The 17,748-nt window shown below is 54.5% G+C and carries 15 protein-coding genes and 4 tRNA genes; 12 read left to right on the top strand and 7 right to left on the bottom strand.

Going from position 1 to position 17,748, the window contains the following annotated elements; translation table 11 throughout:
* Window positions 1-67: 67 nt before the first annotated feature.
* From ABU190_RS22730 to ABU190_RS22745, 4 genes are all read left to right on the top strand, one after another.
* Window positions 68-144 (top strand) — tRNA-Arg (locus ABU190_RS22730).
* A 69-nt stretch (window positions 145-213) separates the two neighbouring features.
* A tRNA-His gene (locus ABU190_RS22735) sits at window positions 214-289 on the top strand.
* Between the two features lie 28 nt (window positions 290-317).
* Window positions 318-403: transfer RNA gene (locus ABU190_RS22740), tRNA-Leu, on the top strand.
* A gap of 37 nt (window positions 404-440) precedes the next feature.
* Window positions 441-517, top strand: a tRNA-Pro gene (locus ABU190_RS22745).
* Between the two features lie 523 nt (window positions 518-1,040).
* On the opposite strand, the gene ABU190_RS22750 is transcribed toward ABU190_RS22745, so the two are convergent.
* From ABU190_RS22750 to hemC, 5 genes are all read right to left on the bottom strand, one after another.
* Complete coding sequence (locus ABU190_RS22750; RefSeq protein ID WP_354692467.1) at window positions 1,041-2,252, bottom strand: MFS transporter; 1,212 nt, start codon at window positions 2,250-2,252, stop codon at window positions 1,041-1,043.
* 185 nt (window positions 2,253-2,437) lie between these two features.
* The gene (gene hemY, locus ABU190_RS22755; protein WP_039077024.1) at window positions 2,438-3,634 is read right to left on the bottom strand and encodes a protoheme IX biogenesis protein HemY; all 1,197 of its coding nucleotides are present in this window, start codon (window positions 3,632-3,634) and stop codon (window positions 2,438-2,440) included.
* 2 nt (window positions 3,635-3,636) lie between these two features.
* Window positions 3,637-4,794: a uroporphyrinogen-III C-methyltransferase gene (gene hemX / locus ABU190_RS22760; RefSeq protein WP_271850796.1), complete on the bottom strand. Its 1,158-nt coding sequence runs from the start codon at window positions 4,792-4,794 to the stop codon at window positions 3,637-3,639.
* Window positions 4,795-4,815: 21 nt separating this feature from the next.
* Complete coding sequence (gene hemD / locus ABU190_RS22765) at window positions 4,816-5,556, bottom strand: uroporphyrinogen-III synthase (protein ID WP_110296400.1); 741 nt, start codon at window positions 5,554-5,556, stop codon at window positions 4,816-4,818.
* Window positions 5,553-6,494 carry a hydroxymethylbilane synthase gene (gene hemC / locus ABU190_RS22770; RefSeq protein ID WP_354692468.1) on the bottom strand — a complete coding sequence of 314 codons (942 nt, stop codon included), beginning with the start codon at window positions 6,492-6,494 and terminating at the stop codon, window positions 5,553-5,555. Before hemC ends, hemD begins: the two co-directional genes overlap by 4 nt.
* A 311-nt stretch (window positions 6,495-6,805) precedes the next feature.
* Here hemC and cyaA point away from each other — a divergent pair, with 311 nt between their 5' ends.
* Window positions 6,806-9,349 carry a class I adenylate cyclase gene (cyaA, locus tag ABU190_RS22775; protein ID WP_039077028.1) on the top strand — a complete coding sequence of 848 codons (2,544 nt, stop codon included), beginning with the start codon at window positions 6,806-6,808 and terminating at the stop codon, window positions 9,347-9,349.
* Window positions 9,350-9,429: 80 nt separating this feature from the next.
* Here cyaA and cyaY read toward each other — a convergent pair whose 3' ends face one another.
* A complete protein-coding gene (cyaY, locus tag ABU190_RS22780; RefSeq protein ID WP_039077029.1) occupies window positions 9,430-9,753 on the bottom strand; it encodes an iron donor protein CyaY in 324 nt (107 codons plus the stop codon).
* A gap of 74 nt (window positions 9,754-9,827) precedes the next feature.
* A complete protein-coding gene (locus ABU190_RS22785) occupies window positions 9,828-11,600 on the bottom strand; it encodes a hypothetical protein (RefSeq protein WP_354692469.1) in 1,773 nt (590 codons plus the stop codon).
* A 179-nt stretch (window positions 11,601-11,779) separates the two neighbouring features.
* Between ABU190_RS22785 and ABU190_RS22790 the strand changes: the two genes are divergently transcribed.
* From ABU190_RS22790 to ysgD, 7 genes are all read left to right on the top strand, one after another.
* Entirely contained in the window at window positions 11,780-11,983 is a 204-nt protein-coding gene (locus ABU190_RS22790) for a lipoprotein (protein WP_354692470.1), read from the top strand.
* 36 nt (window positions 11,984-12,019) lie between these two features.
* The gene (gene dapF / locus ABU190_RS22795) at window positions 12,020-12,844 is read left to right on the top strand and encodes a diaminopimelate epimerase (protein ID WP_354692484.1); all 825 of its coding nucleotides are present in this window, start codon (window positions 12,020-12,022) and stop codon (window positions 12,842-12,844) included.
* Window positions 12,841-13,548 carry a DUF484 domain-containing protein gene (locus ABU190_RS22800; RefSeq protein ID WP_039077032.1) on the top strand — a complete coding sequence of 236 codons (708 nt, stop codon included), beginning with the start codon at window positions 12,841-12,843 and terminating at the stop codon, window positions 13,546-13,548. The genes dapF and ABU190_RS22800 overlap by 4 nt, the downstream gene beginning before the upstream one ends.
* On the top strand, window positions 13,545-14,447 hold the full coding sequence (gene xerC / locus ABU190_RS22805) for a tyrosine recombinase XerC (protein WP_039077033.1): 903 nt from the start codon (window positions 13,545-13,547) through the stop codon (window positions 14,445-14,447). Before ABU190_RS22800 ends, xerC begins: the two co-directional genes overlap by 4 nt.
* Window positions 14,447-15,163, top strand: a complete 717-nt coding sequence (yigB, locus tag ABU190_RS22810) for a 5-amino-6-(5-phospho-D-ribitylamino)uracil phosphatase YigB (RefSeq protein ID WP_354692471.1) — start codon at window positions 14,447-14,449, stop codon at window positions 15,161-15,163. The genes xerC and yigB overlap by 1 nt, the downstream gene beginning before the upstream one ends.
* A gap of 187 nt (window positions 15,164-15,350) precedes the next feature.
* Window positions 15,351-17,513 (top strand): DNA helicase II, encoded by a 2,163-nt coding sequence (uvrD, locus tag ABU190_RS22815; protein WP_039077035.1) that lies wholly within the window; start codon window positions 15,351-15,353, stop codon window positions 17,511-17,513.
* A gap of 148 nt (window positions 17,514-17,661) precedes the next feature.
* Complete coding sequence (gene ysgD / locus ABU190_RS22820; RefSeq protein WP_212743980.1) at window positions 17,662-17,718, top strand: YsgD/CorL family protein; 57 nt, start codon at window positions 17,662-17,664, stop codon at window positions 17,716-17,718.
* Window positions 17,719-17,748: the final 30 nt, after the last annotated feature.

A 17,748-nucleotide genomic window follows, 5' to 3' on the forward strand; every position in this document is an offset into this window, starting at 1 on the left:
TTTATTTAAAAAGGCACTAGACAGAGGGGGGGGAAGTCCGTATTATCCACCCCCGCAACGGCGCTAAGCGCCCGTAGCTCAGCTGGATAGAGCGCTGCCCTCCGGAGGCAGAGGTCTCAGGTTCGAATCCTGTCGGGCGCACCATTTAACCCGGTGCTTGATGAGCTGCGGTGGACTGTGAAATCACAGGGCCGCGTGAAAAGATTTGTAGTGGTGGCTATAGCTCAGTTGGTAGAGCCCTGGATTGTGATTCCAGTTGTCGTGGGTTCGAGTCCCATTAGCCACCCCATTATTTAGTAGTAAAAGTTTCGTGGAATGCGAAGGTGGCGGAATTGGTAGACGCGCTAGCTTCAGGTGTTAGTGTCCTTAGGATGTGGGGGTTCGAGTCCCCCCCCTCGCACCACAACTTAGATTGAACAAAAATTCAAAAAGCAGTACATCGGCGAGTAGCGCAGCTTGGTAGCGCAACTGGTTTGGGACCAGTGGGTCGGAGGTTCGAATCCTCTCTCGCCGACCACTTTTGAACCCCGCTTGAATAAAGCGGGGTTTTTTGTTTTTTGCATTCTAAAAACCTCTCATTTTAAGGTGTTGCGTATCAGCGACAACCCAACCTACCTTTGTCGTCAATTGGTGACATCTAATCCCCTGATTTATAAGGGGTAGACTGTCTTGCATTGTAGCTGTCTCCTGTGGGCGACAATTAATCGTCTGGCACCGTAGCTAAATTGGGGCGATTGCCGCCGCAGAGCCCGGTTTTCCTGTTATCTGAAAAGAACTTAAGCGTGCTGTTTTGCTAATGCGAACCTGGCACACTATGTGCAATAATATACGTGTAGATGCTCATTCCACCTCTTATGTTCGCCTTCTGGCCTCATAAACTCCGGAATGATGCAGAGCCGTTTACGGTGCTTATCGTCCACTGACAGATGTCGCTTCGGCCTCATCAAACACCATGGACACTACGTTGAGTGAAGCACCCATTTATGTTGTCAAACAGACCTGTTTTAACGCCTGCTTTCGAGCAGGCGTTTTTTTATGCCTTATTCCCGGTAGCGTGCCATCACCACACTCATCAGGAGCAATGCGCTCAGTGATACGCTGTAGAGCGCCTGCGCGGCGCCCCATTCGCTGGCAAGCCAGGCCGCAATGGTGGTCATCAGCGTGGCGGTTAATGTTTGCCAGCGCCACGCTTTTGCGCTGGCTGCCGGGATCTCATCTCCGCTAAACCCGGCAAGCAGACTAAACGTACCGGCAGCAAACACCACATTCGAGGCCAGATGGGCGATAAAAATAAGCCCCAGTGCCGCGCTCTTCTCTTCTGAGAGCAGCGGCAGCAGGCCGTATGCCCCAAGGAAAATGGCCAGACACAGCACTAACAGGCGATTGCGGCGGGCATAGTGCGGCAACTTTTCACCATTCAGCAGCAGCGGACCACAAAGCTGCCCCAGGCTACGGGCGAACAGTAGCGGTAATGCCAGCCCGCTAGCGTCGTCCGGGTGTATCTGTTGCGCCAGCGCGGGCAAGAGGGCCATGGCTGGTGAACCAACCGCGGCAAGGGCAGGCAGGATCAGCAGGCTGCGCTTTTGTGCGGCGGTCAGTGAAGGCCATGCAATAGTCGATAACGGTTGTCCGTTATTGCGATTGCTCATGTCACGGGCACGATAATGTGCCCGTGTCAGCATGAGCAGAGCCACTGACGCCAGAAAACTCAGTGCATCAATGCTCAGTAATATTAGCGGGGCAACATGGTCGAACAACAGCACGCCCACCCCCGTTCCCAGCAATACCTGAGAGGCAAAAATAACACTCTCCATTCCTGTGGCCGCGGGCAATTCCTCATGCGTAAGGCCGCGCTTGAATACCAACGCCAACGCAGGCCAGGACATCCCGCCCAGCAACGCCTCTGCCGACTGAACCATCAGCAAAGCGGGGATACTGTGATACATGAGCCCGAACAGAGGAAGGGCGAGGGCGACCATACCCAACAGCTCTGTGATAATTAAAAGAGACAGGGGCGACAAGCGTCGACAGAGCTTTTCTCCCGCCAGGCTACCCACAAAGCCCGGTAGCGTTGCCAACAGGTAAGCGAGGGTGAGTGTTGAAGGTGAGGCATGCCAGCGTAAGAGCTGACCGAAGACCAGTACCTGGGTCAGGCCATTACCCAGTGAAGATAAGACAAATGCGCAGAGCAGCAGCCGCAGCCAGCGGTGCGTGCGCAGCGCGCGCACGAGCGCGAACAATAGGGTGTTCATGGTAACGATTTCCCAAAACGAGTTATTTCCTGCAGCAAGCGCTGCATCGATTGAAAGGGGTTAACTCGGGAAGATCGTTACATTGGCAAAGGCGTTCCGTTAACTGAGACGGGAAAACTGTAGCACAGGATATTCAGAAATGTCAGCCAGGCAAAAAATCGGGGCCTTGCGGCCCCGACAGAGGATCAGGAAGGGGGGTTATTCTGCAACGTGAGCAGCAGACCATCACGACGCATCTCTGCGGCTTCTTCCGGCTGGTGCAGCCGGTCGAGGCAGTCAGCAAGCCAGGCGTAATCGAATGCATCCGGGCGTTGTTTCAGCGCGGCACGAAACGCCAGGCAGGCCTCTTTCCACTCGCCGTGTTTCATCAGTGATTGCCCCAGCGTACTCCAGAGCATCGGGCGGTCGCCCTGCGTTTTGATTTGCTGGCGCAGGACTTTTTCTACCTGCTCAGGATTATTGGTTTTCAGGCGCGGGATCACCAGAACCAGGCGGTCGTCATACTGTCGTTTCAGCCCATCCAGGAGGATAGCCTGGGCAGTATCGTGATCGTCACATTCGATAAGGTGTTCTGCCATTGCCACCTGCAAGGGGATTTGATGACGGGTTTTGCGACTCTGGTTTTTCCACCAGCTTCGTAGCCCCTCGCTTCCCAAATCGGCACGCGCCTGATCCATTAACCCAATCCAGGCTTGTTGCTGGAGTGCTTCGCGATGCGCCTCATCTCCGACGTTCGCTTTTGCCATCGACGGAATGATGTCCAGCAGTGAACTCCATGCGCCGGTGCGGATGTAAGCCTGTTCTGCCAGGCGCAATACTTCCGGATGACGCGGGGTAATTTCCAGCAGTCGGTCAACGCCATGGCGCGCGGCATGATTTTCATTGCGTGCCAGTTGCAGACGAACACGGGTAATTTCGACCGGGATCGGATCGTTTTCCGACAGCTCTGCGGCACGCTCAAGGTGCTGATTCGCACGCACTTCATCGCCACGTTGCTGTGCCGCTTCGGCCGCCAGTAAGTAGTTCACCACGGGTTGTTGCGCATGATCGGCGTTTTTCGCCATCAACTTCTCAACCTGCTGATAATCGCCTTCTGCCAGCTTGATGAGCGCCAGTTCCGTCTGTTTACGGGCGCGGCGACGTTTACGGCCAACGAACCAGCCACGCGTATGCGCGCCAGTGCGGAAAATACGGCGTAGCAGCCATTCGAGGGCAAAAAGCACTACCAGCGCCAGTACCAGAATGATGACCAGGCCAGTGACGCTGGTTTCAATGTTGTAAGTGTCAGTCTGGATTAGCACATAGCCCTGATGACCGGCGATCATCGGACCTAACACGATACCGGCGATCAACAGCGCAAAGAGTAATAATACTTTCAGCATGATTATTCTCCCTGCGGCGCTTGAGCAGGCGCATTAGGATCCGGAGCAACGCCAGGCTGCGCCAGAAGATTACGCACACGGGTCTGCATCAGTTTCTCCAGAATCGGCTGGCTTTTCAGCGACTCAGGCACCGCCATGGCGATGGACTGCTGCTCGAGCTTGTCAATTTCCTCAAGAAACGCTTTGGTGGCGGAATCATCCGTATCGTAGTAGGCGCGAATCCAGGTAGAGACATTATCCAGCGCCTGCTTGTAGGTCTCTTCCTGATGGCGAGGTACGGCCTGTGCCGCAACTAACAGCCTTGAGCGGATATTTTCGCGCAGATAGATGTCCTGGTTCGGGGCCAGCAATGGCACTGCGGTTTCATCGCGACGGCGAATCGTGATGAAGCTGTCCATAAAATTCTGCCAGCTTTTTTGCAGATTCACGCGCCATTCGCTAAGGGAACTCGACAGCTCACTGCTGTCTGAATCCATCGGGGAATCGTCGTCGTTGTTATCTGCCAGACGCAGATTATCAATCTGGTTCGAGAGTTGGTTCACTTTCAGGATGATGCCGTCATAATCCACCTGAGAAATCGCAGAGAGGCTGGCGACATCATCAGTAATGGCGCGGCGCGCAGTGATAAGGCTGGGATCGTTCATGTCCGCCAGGCTGGCATCTGCGCTTTTCAGCAGCGCCGCGGCGGTGGTGACATCCTGATCGCTCCATAACTTACGCCCGGCCAGTTTGACCAGGAAATCAGCCTGCGCCAGTAGCCAGGTTTTCGCATCGGTGCCGGAAATAGTGGCGACTTTTTGCTGAACCTCATTTAACTGCCTGGCGAGCGCGTCTTGCTGACGTTTGGCCTCATCAAGCTGCGTGGCCTGCTGTTTAATAACGCCTTCCAGCCCGGCTTTTTGTTTGTCCTGCGCTTGCTGCATCGCAATGACCTGGTTGGCCAGCTCATCATTCGTTGCGCGCAGTACGGTAGTTTGCTGCTTTACCCAGCCATAAAGACCGACGCCTGCTGCCAGCGCAATTGCAATAGCAATCACGCTAAGTGCAAGACTTGTCTTGCCCGCGCGGTTGTTCTTCTCGGCGTTTTTCGGCGGCGGCGTGTAGCCATCAGCCTGCTTGGTTTCTTCAACCACGGCAGAGGAGTGTTGTTGTTCCGTCATTATGGCTTCCCATTATGAGTGTTATTGTAATGCGCGAAGCAGCGCATCGTTGTCTGCGTTTTCAGCGACCTGAATATCTTGCCAGCCCAGTTCCCGGGCGAGGTTCGCCAGACGCTCGCTGACGACCAACAGCCGACAGCGTAGTAACCAATTTTCGCGATACCAGAGCGGAATAAGCGTAAAAAGCTGTTGCAGCATCTCACCGCTGGTGACCACTATCGTATCGACGCCGCGCGTATGCCAGCGCATGGCCTCTTGTGCCCCGTCATACAATTTTCCACAGCGTTGATAACATTCGCAAAACTCAACCTGAGCGCCACGAGCCACCAGCGTTTCACCTAATAACTCACGTCCGCCGTTTCCCCGTAAGATTAGCGCACGTTTGCCCTGAATGTTTTGTAATTCAGGCAATTGTAGTAGGACTTCGCTGATTTCCTGGTCCAGTGGATAGCGAACCTCAATACCACTGGCAGTATGTAATGCCAGCGCGGTCGTGCGACCAATGGCAAAGTAGCGTGGCTGTAAAGGCCAGTGAGCGTGGGTTTGCTGTAAATGCGCGTGGGCAAATGTCACGGCATGCTGTGATAAGGCAAAAACCATATCGTCTTCGCCCAGCGCCGACAGACGCTCGGGCAGCGTGTTGAGTTCCCTGCCTGGGGTGAACTCAATCAACGGAAAGCTCCATGCCACCTGTCCCAGTGCGCGCAGTCGGCTCACTAACATTTCCCCTGCCGGGGAGGGGCGGGTGACAAGGATATTCATGCGGGCGCATCTCCGTTGTAGACGTCAGCCAGAATTTCACGTGCGCCGTTATCCAGCAGTTCCTCGGCAAGTGAGATACCTAACTGGACGGCTTCGTCCGGATGACCCCGGCGCTCACCCTGGACCATTTTCGAACCGTCCGGTGCGCCAACCAGCGCACGCAGCCACAGTTCACCATCATGTAATTCAGCATAGCTGCCAATTGGTACCTGGCAGCCGCCTTCGAGACGGGTATTCATGGCACGCTCTGCGGAAACCCGCACAGCGGTTTCGTGATGGTTAAGCGGGGCGAGCAACAAACGGGTGCGTTCGTCTGCAAGACGGCACTCAATGCCCACTGCACCCTGACCCACTGCCGGGAGCGAAAGCTCTGCTGGCAGCGCGACGCGAATTCGCGATTCGAGCCCCAGACGTTTCAGGCCTGCCACCGCCAGGATGATGGCGTCATAATCGCCGTTATCGAGTTTCGACAGACGGGTACCGACATTGCCACGCAAAGAGCGGATCACCAGATCGGGGCGGCGTGCCGCCAACTGACACTGCCGGCGTAAACTTGATGTGCCAACTACGCTCCCCGCAGGCAGCGCGTCGATGTCGCTGTAGTGATTAGAGACAAAGGCATCGCGCGGATCTTCACGCTCACAAATCGTCACCAGACCCAACCCTTGCGGGAACTCGACGGGGACATCTTTCATAGAGTGCACGGCGATATCGGCGCGGTTTTCAAGCAATGCCAGCTCAAGTTCCTTCACAAACAGACCCTTACCGCCGACTTTCGCCAGAGGGGTGTCCAGAATGACATCGCCACGCGTAACCATAGGCACCAGTTCGACCGTCAGGCCCGGGTGGAGTGCCTCAAGACGCTGCTTAACATATTGTGCCTGCCAAAGTGCAAGGGGACTTTGCCGTGTGGCAATTCTCAGAACATTGTCTAACATGCTTGTTACCGTCATTATCATCCATCGACCATCCTAACATTCTTGTCTTAGGGTGTCAGTGTTCGTGGTGATTGCATAGGTGAGGCGAGCACGGTCTCGTCAAAACGAGACACACCCTCAGCCGTAATTGGGAATTTACACATTGTAAATGGTGCTAAACTGGTATGTAGCGCATCTTTCTTTACGGTCAATCAGCAAGGTGTTAAATTGATCACGTTTTAGACCATTTTTTCGTCTGTACCACCACAAAGACAAGGGCGAAAAAAGGTGACGGCGATTTTGGACTTTCTGTAAACATCAGGCGATACGTCTTGTACCTCTATATTGAGACTCTGAAACAGAGGCTGGATGCCATCAATCAATTGCGTGTGGATCGCGCGCTAGCGGCCATGGGCCCTGCTTTCCAGCAGGTCTACAGTCTGCTGCCCACGCTTTTGCACTACCATCATCCGTTGATGCCGGGCTATCTCGAAGGTAGCGTTCCAAAAGGCATTTGCCTCTACACGCCTGATGAAACCCAACGCCACTACCTCAATGAGCTTGAGCTCTACCGTGGAATGCCCCCGCAGGAATCGCCAAAGGGCGAGTTGCCGATAACCGGCGTCTACTCCATGGGCAGTACTTCATCGGTAGGACAAAGCTGCTCTTCTGACCTGGATATCTGGGTTTGTCACCAGTCGTGGCTTGATAACGAAGAGCGCCAACTGTTGCAGCGTAAATGCAGCCTGCTTGAGAGCTGGGCCGCATCGCTGGGTGTGGAAGTTAGCTTCTTCTTAATTGATGAAAACCGTTTCCGCCATAATGAAAGCGGCAGTCTGGGTGGTGAGGACTGTGGCTCGACGCAGCATATTTTGTTGCTTGATGAATTCTATCGTACCGCTGTGCGTCTGGCCGGTAAGCGTATTCTGTGGAATATGGTGCCGGGCGATGAAGAAGAGCACTATGACGATTACGTCATGACGCTCTATGCACAGGGCGTACTGACGCCAAATGAATGGCTGGACCTCGGCGGCCTGAGCTCCCTTTCCGCCGAAGAGTACTTCGGTGCCAGCCTGTGGCAGCTCTATAAAAGTATCGACTCCCCCTATAAAGCAGTGTTGAAAACTCTGCTACTGGAAGCCTATTCCTGGGAGTATCCGAACACCCGCCTGTTGGCGAAAGACATTAAACAGCGTCTGCACGACGGCGAAATCGTTTCGTTCGGTCTGGATCATTACTGCATGATGCTGGAGCGCGTCACCCATTATCTGACTGCGATTGAAGATTTCACGCGTCTTGATCTTGTGCGTCGATGTTTCTATTTAAAAGTGTGCGAGAAACTGAGCCGTGAGCGTGCCTGTGTGGGCTGGCGACGTGAAGTGGTCAGTCAGTTAGTGAAAGAGTGGGGTTGGGACGAAGCGCGTCTTACCATGCTCGATAATCGGGCAAACTGGAAAATCGACCAGGTGCGTGAAGCGCATAACGAGCTGCTCGATGCCATGATGCAGAGTTACCGTAACCTGATTCGCTTTGCGCGCCGCAACAATCTGAGCGTCTCCGCCAGTCCGCAGGACATCGGTGTGCTGACCCGTAAGTTATATGCCGCTTTCGAAGCGTTGCCGGGTAAAGTCACCCTGGTGAATCCGCAGATTTCTCCGGATCTCTCCGAGCCTAATTTAACCTTTATCCATGTGCCGCCGGGCCGTGCGAATCGTACGGGTTGGTATCTGTACAACCGTGCCCCAAACATGGACTCTATCGTTAGCCACCAGCCGCTGGAATATAACCGTTACCTGAACAAACTGGTGGCGTGGGCGTGGTTCAATGGTTTGCTGACGTCGCGTACTCGCCTGTTTATTAAAGGTAATGGCATTGTTGATTTGGCAAAACTGCAGGAGATGGTGGCGAATGTGTCCCATCACTTCCCGCTGCGTCTGCCTGCGCCAACGCCAAAAGCGCTGTACAGCCCCTGCGAAATCCGCCATCTGGCGATTATCGTGAACCTGGAATATGACCCGACTGCGGCATTCCGTAACCAGGTCGTGCATTTCGATTTCCGTAAGCTTGATGTGTTCAGCTTCGGTGAGCAGCAAAACTGCCTGGTTGGCAGCGTAGACCTGCTTTATCGCAACTCCTGGAACGAAGTGCGTACCCTGCATTTCAACGGCGAGCAGGCGATGATTGAAGCGCTGAAAACCATTCTGGGCAAAATGCATCAGGATGCCGCGCCGCCGGATAGCGTTGAAGTATTCTGTTATAGCCAGCATCTGCGCGGCTTGATCCGTACCCGCGTGCAGCAACTGGTTTCTGAATGTATTGAGCTGCGCCTGTCCAGTACCCGCCAGGAAACGGGGCGCTTCAAGGCGTTACGCGTCGCCGGACAGACCTGGGGGCTTTTCTTCGAGCGCCTGAATGTATCGGTGCAGAAACTGGAAAACGCGATTGAGTTTTATGGCGCGATTTCTCATAACAAACTGCACGGGCTGTCGGTTCAGGTCGAAACGAACCACGTCAAACTGCCGCAGGTGGTGGATGGGTTTGCCAGCGAAGGGATTATTCAGTTCTTCTTCGAAGAGACCGGCGATGACGGTTTCAATATCTATATTCTGGATGAAAGCAACCGCGCGGAGGTGTATCACCACTGCGAAGGCAGCAAAGAGGAGCTGGTGCGCGACGTTAGCCGCTTCTATTCGTCGTCGCACGACCGCTTTACCTACGGCTCAAGCTTTATCAACTTCAACCTGCCGCAGTTCTATCAAATCGTGAATGTGGATGGCCGGGCGCAGGTGATTCCGTTCCGCAATCAGGCTATCACGCCCGTTGCGTCTGCTAATCAGGATAACGACGCACCCCTCTTGCAGCAGTACTTCTCCTGATGTTTTAGTGGGTAGCCCGGGTAAGCGCAGCCTACCCGGGACTCCCGGATGCGGCGCAATGCCTTATCCGGGGTTAGATATTAGCCGCGAAAACTTACCTCTTCGCCAGCCTGTTGCGTCGCCGCCTGTTCCAGCAGATCCCAGAAGGTTTCGCCTGAACGGTCGCAAACCCACTCGTCACCTTTCAGATCGAAATGGTAACCGCCTTGTTTGGCCGCCAGCCACACCTGATGCAGGGGTTCCTGGCGGTTGATGATGATTTTGCTGCCGTTTTCAAAGGTGATGGTCAATATGCCGCCGTTAATTTCGCAGTCGATATCGCTGTCGCCATCCCAGTCGTCCAGACGCTCTTCAATGGTCATCCAAAGGGTGTCAGCAAGGCGATGAAATTCACTGTCGTTCATTGTCGTTTCCCGTTTTACGTGATGGCGGCAGTATAGCCGCAGGAGCGAATCGCATCAAAGCCGCGCCTGTGCTTTCATTTCTCGTCCTCTGTTCCGTTATGCGTCCACTTACTGACAAAGGGCGAGGATGAACTCACTGCAAATATTGCTAAGCTGTCTTCGCCTAAAGGGGATAACGTAGCGATATACAGGCGGTTTTGATAATGCGCGATACGCCTGGTGATGAGGTGAAATTGCCGTGGATCGAGGCCTGGTAGTCTTTCCCATTTGCCCCAGTGCCCTTGAGAAGAGAGCACTTTGCGCCAGTGCACCCCGGTACCGTCTATTTTAAAAGAGGGGTCGTCACGCCAATCAGCAGACGCGCCTGCAGGCTGCGCGCGAGTGGAATATTTCACACCCGTCGGAACAAACACACCGTCATCCATCAGCTTGCCATCCAGATATCCCGTGCGGTAGTGGGCACCATAGCCATAGCCGGAATGCTGCTCGAACCATGTCACCCGTACCGCTTTGCTATCAGGCGTCGGATACCGCCAGAGTTGTGTGCCATCGAAAACATAAACGTAGCGGTCGTCACGGGCGAACCAATTTCGCAGATAGGGGTTATCGTTCAGGTGTGCTTCCTTTTCATCAGGCACGCGGTAATCCATCAGGATCAACGTTCCTGTTGATTCGAATACCTGTAATCCGCCTGGTTGATAGCCGTGTCGGGTAAGCAGATAGCCATGATTCCTTCCGGCGTTAAAACGTTTATCAATGGTCAGATTCGGGTTGTCGAGGGTGACGATTTCCAGCTTATTTTCATCAGAGTCCGTTTTGGTAATGACATACAGTTTGTCCTGATACTGCGCCACGGTCTCGCTGAGCGGATGGAACTGCTCCGGGTCAAGGCCTGGGATCTCTGCTTGCTGGCAATCGGGGCCTTTACGCCACAGGACGCGCTTTTCCAGGAGGTTGAAGGCGTTACAATGTTTGTGCGTATCTTCGTCCCATTCCAGGTTGCCCTGGTTGAGGACGTAGCGATGCAGGCCGTTTTTATCGCGAAAGGTCAGCAGCGATCCTGGCATCCAGCGCACAATCGAAAAGGTATCGGGATCGGCTTTAAGCGGTTCGCCGTTAATGATAAGCCGCGTACGTGTTCGCGCCAGAGTATCCCAGGGACCGAAAGGCATCGCGACGCAGGGGTTAAACGCCGCAGAAAATTTGCCGCGCTGATCCCAGGATTTTTGCGCCAACACGGTAAAACTATCAGGCTCATCAAGGCGATGCCCATTGACGTAGAGATACCGATCGTCGCGCAAAATTAGCCCCAACCAGTCAGGACGCCATCTGCTGTCGAAGTCAATTTTGCGCAGCATTGCCACATTCACTGGCCTTTCCGTGCTGTTATCGCCGGTACGTTTGCCTTCGTAATAAAAGCTGTTTTTATCAGCGGCAAAGCTTTCGAAGGCTTGAAAAGAAGGGATGTCCACAGGCGGCGTGCCGGGCGGGTTATACATGACTTTGCCTGCGTATACGATGTAGCGGCCATCACTGTGATACGCATACTGGGAATAAGTCGACTGTGCGCCTTGATAGACATAATCGGTAGTCAGATCCGTTAACGGTGGTTCTTCTTTCCACCCTTTAGGATGCGCATAATCAATCGCCAGGTTCGGCAGGCGACGCAGGCGTTTGAAGTTAAGTTCTGGTAACGCAACGACATTTTCTTCGCCCGCTTGCATATAGACCGCACCTTTGCCCCACGGCTGATAAGCATTATGCTCAAGCGGATCTAACCGGCATGCCAGGGCGGGCTGTAACAACAGTGAAAGTGAAAGAAGATAAAAGAGCTTGTTAATTTTCATCACGCCATCCTGGCCTTGAGAAGAGAAGGCTTAGCAAAGCATATTTGGCGTTGAGGACGTATCGTGAACAGGTAAACGGGCGGCTTTTCCGATTTTATAAAGACGTGCTAAACGCTTGCTTTTGTGTCTTCTCCTGCGATGATAGAAAGCAGAAAGAATGAACCAACAGGCAACCTACAATGAAAGACGTGTGTCGAACCCTGGCTGTATTATTAACCTTATTTAGCCTGACGGGCTGTGGTCTGAAAGGGCCGCTCTATTTCCCGCCGGCTGACAAAAATGCGCCGCCGCCAACCAAAAAAACCGAAAGCACCATTCAGACAACGACCCCGGATCGTAACGATCGTGGCGATAATGGTGGCCCAACGCAGGTGAATTACTAACGTTCCCGTGCTGTATCCGCGTATATGGAGTAGATGATGCAGTTCTCTAAAATGCATGGCCTTGGCAACGATTTTATGGTCGTCGACGCGGTAACGCAGAATGTCTTTTTTTCCCCTGACCTGATCCGTCGTATGGCTGACAGGCATCTCGGGGTGGGGTTCGATCAACTGCTGGTGGTCGAGCCCCCCTACGATCCCGAACTCGATTTCCACTATCGCATCTTTAATGCTGACGGCAGCGAAGTCTCCCAGTGCGGAAACGGCGCACGTTGTTTTGCCCGTTTTGTGCGCTTAAAAGGGTTGACCAATAAACGTGACATTCGCGTCAGCACCGCGAACGGCCGCATGGTATTAACCGTAACGGATGACGAGCTGGTCCGCGTGAACATGGGCGAACCCAACTTCGAGCCATCGCAGGTTCCGTTCCGGGCGAACAAAGCGGAAAAGACCTATATTATGCGTGCGGCGGAACAAACAATATTGTGCGGCGTTGTCTCAATGGGCAATCCGCACTGTGTTATCCAGGTCGATGATGTCGATACCGCTCCGGTTGAAACGCTGGGGCCGGTAATGGAGAGCCACGAACGCTTTCCTGAGCGCGCCAATATTGGTTTCATGCAAGTGGTCAAACGCGATCACATCCGACTGCGCGTGTATGAACGCGGCGCGGGCGAAACGCAGGCCTGCGGAAGCGGCGCTTGCGCGGCGGTCGCGGTCGGCATCCTGCAAGGTTTGCTGGCAGAAGAAGTACGTGTGGAACTCCCAGGCGGTCGGCTGGATATCGCATGGAAAGGACCGGGTCAACCGTTGTTTATGACTGGCCCGGCGGCACATGTCTATGACGGATTTATTCATCTATGAAGCAACCAGGGGAAGAACTGCAGGAAACGTTTATGGAACTGGATGACCACGCTGTCGTCGATTATCTGTTGCGTAATCCTGAGTTTTTTATCCGTAATGCACACGCTGTTGAAGCTATTCGTGTCCCTCATCCCGTACGCGGTTCGATTTCGTTAGTCGAGTGGCACATGGTGCGGGCACGTAACCATATCAACGTGCTGGAAGAGAACATGACGTTGCTGATGGAGCAGGCCAGCGCCAATGAAGGTCTGTTCTATCGCCTGCTGCGTCTGCAGGGCAAGCTGGCATCGGCCAAAAGCCTTGAGGAAATGTTGAATCGCTTCCAGCGGTGGGCCAGAGATTTGGGGCTGGCAGGCGCGACCGTTCGCCTGTTCCCGGACCGCTGGCGTCTTGGCGCGCCGTCCGGTTTTACCCACCTTGCGCTCTCTCGCCAGGCTTTTGAGCCATTGCGTATTCAGCGTCTGGGTCAACAGCAGCACTATCTCGGTTCACTGAACGGACCGGAGTTACTCTTACTTTTGCCGGAAGCGAAAGCGATCGGCTCTGTGGCGGTAACAATGATGGGGCCAGACGCCGATCTGGGCGTTGTGCTGTTCAGTAGTCGCGACCCGCATCACTATCAGCATGGCCAGGGCACGCAACTGCTGGAAGAGATCGCCATAATGTTACCGGACCTGCTGGAGCGCTGGATCGAGCGCGTATGACCGATTCACCTCTGCATCTGGCCGTCACGCGTTTCCTGCGTTATCTGGGCGTGGAGCGTCAGTTAAGCCCCATCACGCTTCTCAATTATCAGCGTCAGCTTGATGCCATCATTGCGCTTGCCGGGGAAATCGGCCTGCAGCGCTGGCAACAATGTGACGCCGCCGCGGTACGGGCTTTTGCCGTACGCAGTCGCCGCAAAGGGCTGGGAGCCGCCAGTCTGGCGCTACGTCTTTCGGCTTTACGCAGCTTCTTTGACTGGCTGGTGAGTCAGGGCGAGCTTCCGGCCAATCCCGCGAAGGGCGTTTCCGCTCCGAAAACGCCGCGTCACTTGCCAAAAAATATCGACGTGGACGACGTAAACCGTCTGCTGGATATCGATCTTAACGATCCGCTGGCGGTACGCGACAGGGCGATGCTGGAGGTAATGTACGGTGCCGGGCTGCGTTTATCCGAACTGGTGGGGCTGGATATCAAACACCTTGATTTGGAAAGTGGTGAGGTCTGGGTGATGGGGAAAGGCAGCAAAGAGCGCCGTTTACCCGTCGGGCGTAATGCGGTCATCTGGATTGAACACTGGCTGGATTTACGCGGATTATTTGGCAGCGAAGAAGAGGCACTGTTTCTCTCGAAATTGGGGAAACGTATTTCCGCGCGCAATGTGCAAAAACGCTTTGCTGAGTGGGGAATCAAACAGGGGCTGAACAGTCACGTGCACCCGCATAAACTGCGTCACTCCTTTGCCACCCATATGCTGGAGTCCAGCGGCGATCTGCGCGGCGTGCAGGAACTGTTGGGGCATGCTAACCTTTCCACCACACAAATCTATACCCATCTTGATTTTCAACACCTTGCCTCGGTGTATGACGCAGCGCATCCACGCGCCAAACGGGGGAAATAATGCGATTTTACCGGCCTGTGGGCCTCATCTCGGCCATCACTTTTGATCTCGACGATACCCTTTACGATAACCGCCCGGTTATTCTGCGCACTGAACAGGAGTCTCTGCTGTTTGTGCAACAATACCACCCCTCGCTGAATGCGCTGGAAAATACGGATTTGAAACGCATTCGCCAGTCGTTGTTGCTCGCGGAACCGGAGATCTACCACGATGTGACCGAATGGCGTCGTCGTGCGGTCGAACGCGCCATGCTGGATGCCGGGTTAACCGTTGATGAAGCGGCAGAAGGGGCACAAGCGGCAATGCAGCACTTCGCGAAATGGCGCAGCCGTGTTGATGTGCCGCAAGAGACCCACGAAACCCTGGCAAAGCTCGCTGAAAAATGGCCGCTGGTGGCAATCACCAACGGCAATGCACAGCCAGCGTTATTCGGCCTGGCCGATTACTTTGAATTTGTGCTGCGCGCTGGCCCTGACGGGCGTGCGAAGCCGTTTAATGATATGTACCACCTTGCGGCTGAACGCCTGAACATTCCGTTGGGTGAAATTCTGCACGTCGGCGATGACCTGACGACAGATGTCGCCGGTGCCATTCGCTGTGGTATGCAGGCCTGCTGGATCAAACCTGAAGGGACAGACCTGCTGACGGCTTCTGATAGCCGATTGCTGCCACATCTGGAGATTTCGCGGTTGGCATCCCTCACTACGCTGATATAATCACCACAAGTTCTGTATAAATTCCCAGGGGTTGTTGCGCTTTATCCTTCGGTCTACAGGTGCGTTGACGGCACTCACTCAGCCCAGTCACATAGTTAATCTATGCTCCTGGGGATTCATGAGCTTGCCGCCTTCCTGTAAACCAAATGATATAGCGCAACGGCTTCATACTAACCCGGCGGTGCCAATGGACGTTTCTTACCTGCTCGACAGCCTTAATGACAAACAGCGTGATGCGGTCGCCGCGTCGCGTAGCAATATGCTGGTGCTGGCCGGGGCAGGCAGTGGCAAGACGCGCGTGCTGGTGCATCGCATCGCCTGGCTGATGACCGTGGAAAACTGCTCGCCGTACTCCATTATGGCGGTGACCTTTACCAACAAAGCGGCGGCGGAAATGCGCCACCGTATCGGCCAGCTTATGGGGACCAGCCAGGGCGGTATGTGGGTGGGTACTTTTCACGGGCTGGCGCATCGCCTGTTGCGTGCGCACCATATGGACGCCAACCTGCCGCAGGATTTCCAGATCCTCGACAGCGAAGATCAGTTGCGTTTGCTTAAACGCCTGATCAAGGCGATGAACCTTGATGAGAAGCAGTGGCCGCCGCGCCAGGCCATGTGGTACATCAACGGCCAAAAAGATGAAGGCATTCGCCCGCACCATATTCAAAGTTACGGTAACCCGGTCGAGCAGACCTGGCAGAAGGTTTATCAGGCCTATCAGGAAGCCTGCGATCGCGCCGGGCTGGTGGATTTCGCCGAGCTGCTGCTCCGTGCCCACGAACTGTGGCTCAATAAGCCGCATATCCTGCAGCACTACCGCGAGCGTTTTACCAATATCCTGGTGGATGAGTTCCAGGATACCAACAACATTCAGTATGCCTGGATCCGCCTGCTGGCAGGCGACACCGGCAAAGTAATGATTGTCGGCGACGATGATCAGTCGATTTACGGCTGGCGTGGGGCGCAGGTGGAAAATATCCAGCGCTTCCTCAACGACTTCCCTGGCGCGCAGACGATCCGCCTGGAGCAGAACTACCGCTCAACCAGCAATATTCTCAGCGCGGCGAACGCCCTTATCGAAAACAACAACGGGCGTCTGGGGAAAAACCTGTGGACCGACGGTGCCGATGGCGAGCCGATTTCACTCTATTGCGCTTTCAACGAGCTGGATGAGGCTCGTTTTGTTGTTAACCGTATTAAAACCTGGCAGGAGAGCGGCGGTGCGCTGGAGCATTGCGCCATTCTCTATCGCAGTAACGCCCAGTCCCGTGTGCTGGAAGAGGCGTTATTACAGGCAAGCATGCCGTATCGTATTTACGGTGGGATGCGCTTCTTTGAACGTCAGGAAATCAAAGACGCACTCTCTTATTTGCGTCTGATTGCAAACCGAAATGACGATGCCGCCTTTGAACGTGTGGTGAATACGCCGACGCGTGGGATCGGTGACAGAACGCTGGACGTGGTCCGCCAGACTTCGCGCGATCGTCAACTGACGCTGTGGCAGGCGACACGCGAACTGTTGCAGGAAAAAGTGCTGGCCGGTCGCGCGGCAAGTGCATTACAGCGCTTTATGGAGCTGATTGACGCGCTGGCTCAGGAGACGGCTGACATGCCATTGCACGTACAAACGGACCGCGTGGTGAAAGATTCCGGCCTGTGGATGATGTACGAGCAGGAGAAAGGCGAGAAAGGCCAGACGCGTATCGAGAACTTAGAGGAACTGGTCACGGCAACGCGCCAGTTCAGCTACAACGAAGAAGATGAAGATCTGATGCCGTTACAGGCATTCCTCTCCCATGCCGCGCTTGAAGCGGGTGAAGGGCAGGCGGATACCTGGCAGGACGCAGTACAACTGATGACACTGCACTCCGCCAAGGGGCTTGAGTTCCCGCAGGTGTTTATTGTCGGGATGGAAGAGGGGATGTTCCCGAGCCAGATGTCGCTGGATGAAGGCGGCCGTCTGGAAGAGGAACGTCGGCTGGCCTATGTCGGCGTGACACGTGCGATGCAGAAGCTGACGCTGACTTATGCCGAAACCCGCCGTCTGTATGGCAAAGAGGCCTATCACCGTCCATCGCGCTTTATCGGCGAGTTGCCAGAAAACTGTGTCGAAGAGGTGCGCTTGCGCGCTACCGTCAGCCGTCCGGTCAGCCATCAACGCCTTGGCGCGCCGATTTCAGAGAACGACACGGGCTATAAACTGGGACAGCGTGTGCGTCATCCGAAGTTCGGTGAAGGGACAATTGTTAATCTGGAAGGCAGTGGCGAGCACAGCCGTTTGCAGGTGGCATTCCAGGGGCAGGGCATTAAATGGCTGGTGGCTGCTTATGCACGTCTTGAAACAGTGTAACTTTCAGAAAAATATCATTATTTTGTAATATTCTGCTAGCCTTATACGCTAAGGGGGAAATATTACCCTTTAGCGTTTCGTTGCGTGTTGACGCCTCATTTTTGCTGGCGTAACATGCGCGCACGATCACGCTAAGAGGACATTCGCCTTGGACACACCCAGTAGATACTGGCTCAATTCCCTGTCATCCAGGAACAACTCCTAAGGCTATCTCCTTATGCTGATGGCCTTAGTG

The sequence above is a fragment of the Phytobacter sp. RSE-02 genome (genome assembly GCF_040578655.1).
Taxonomy (GTDB): domain Bacteria; phylum Pseudomonadota; class Gammaproteobacteria; order Enterobacterales; family Enterobacteriaceae; genus Phytobacter; species Phytobacter diazotrophicus.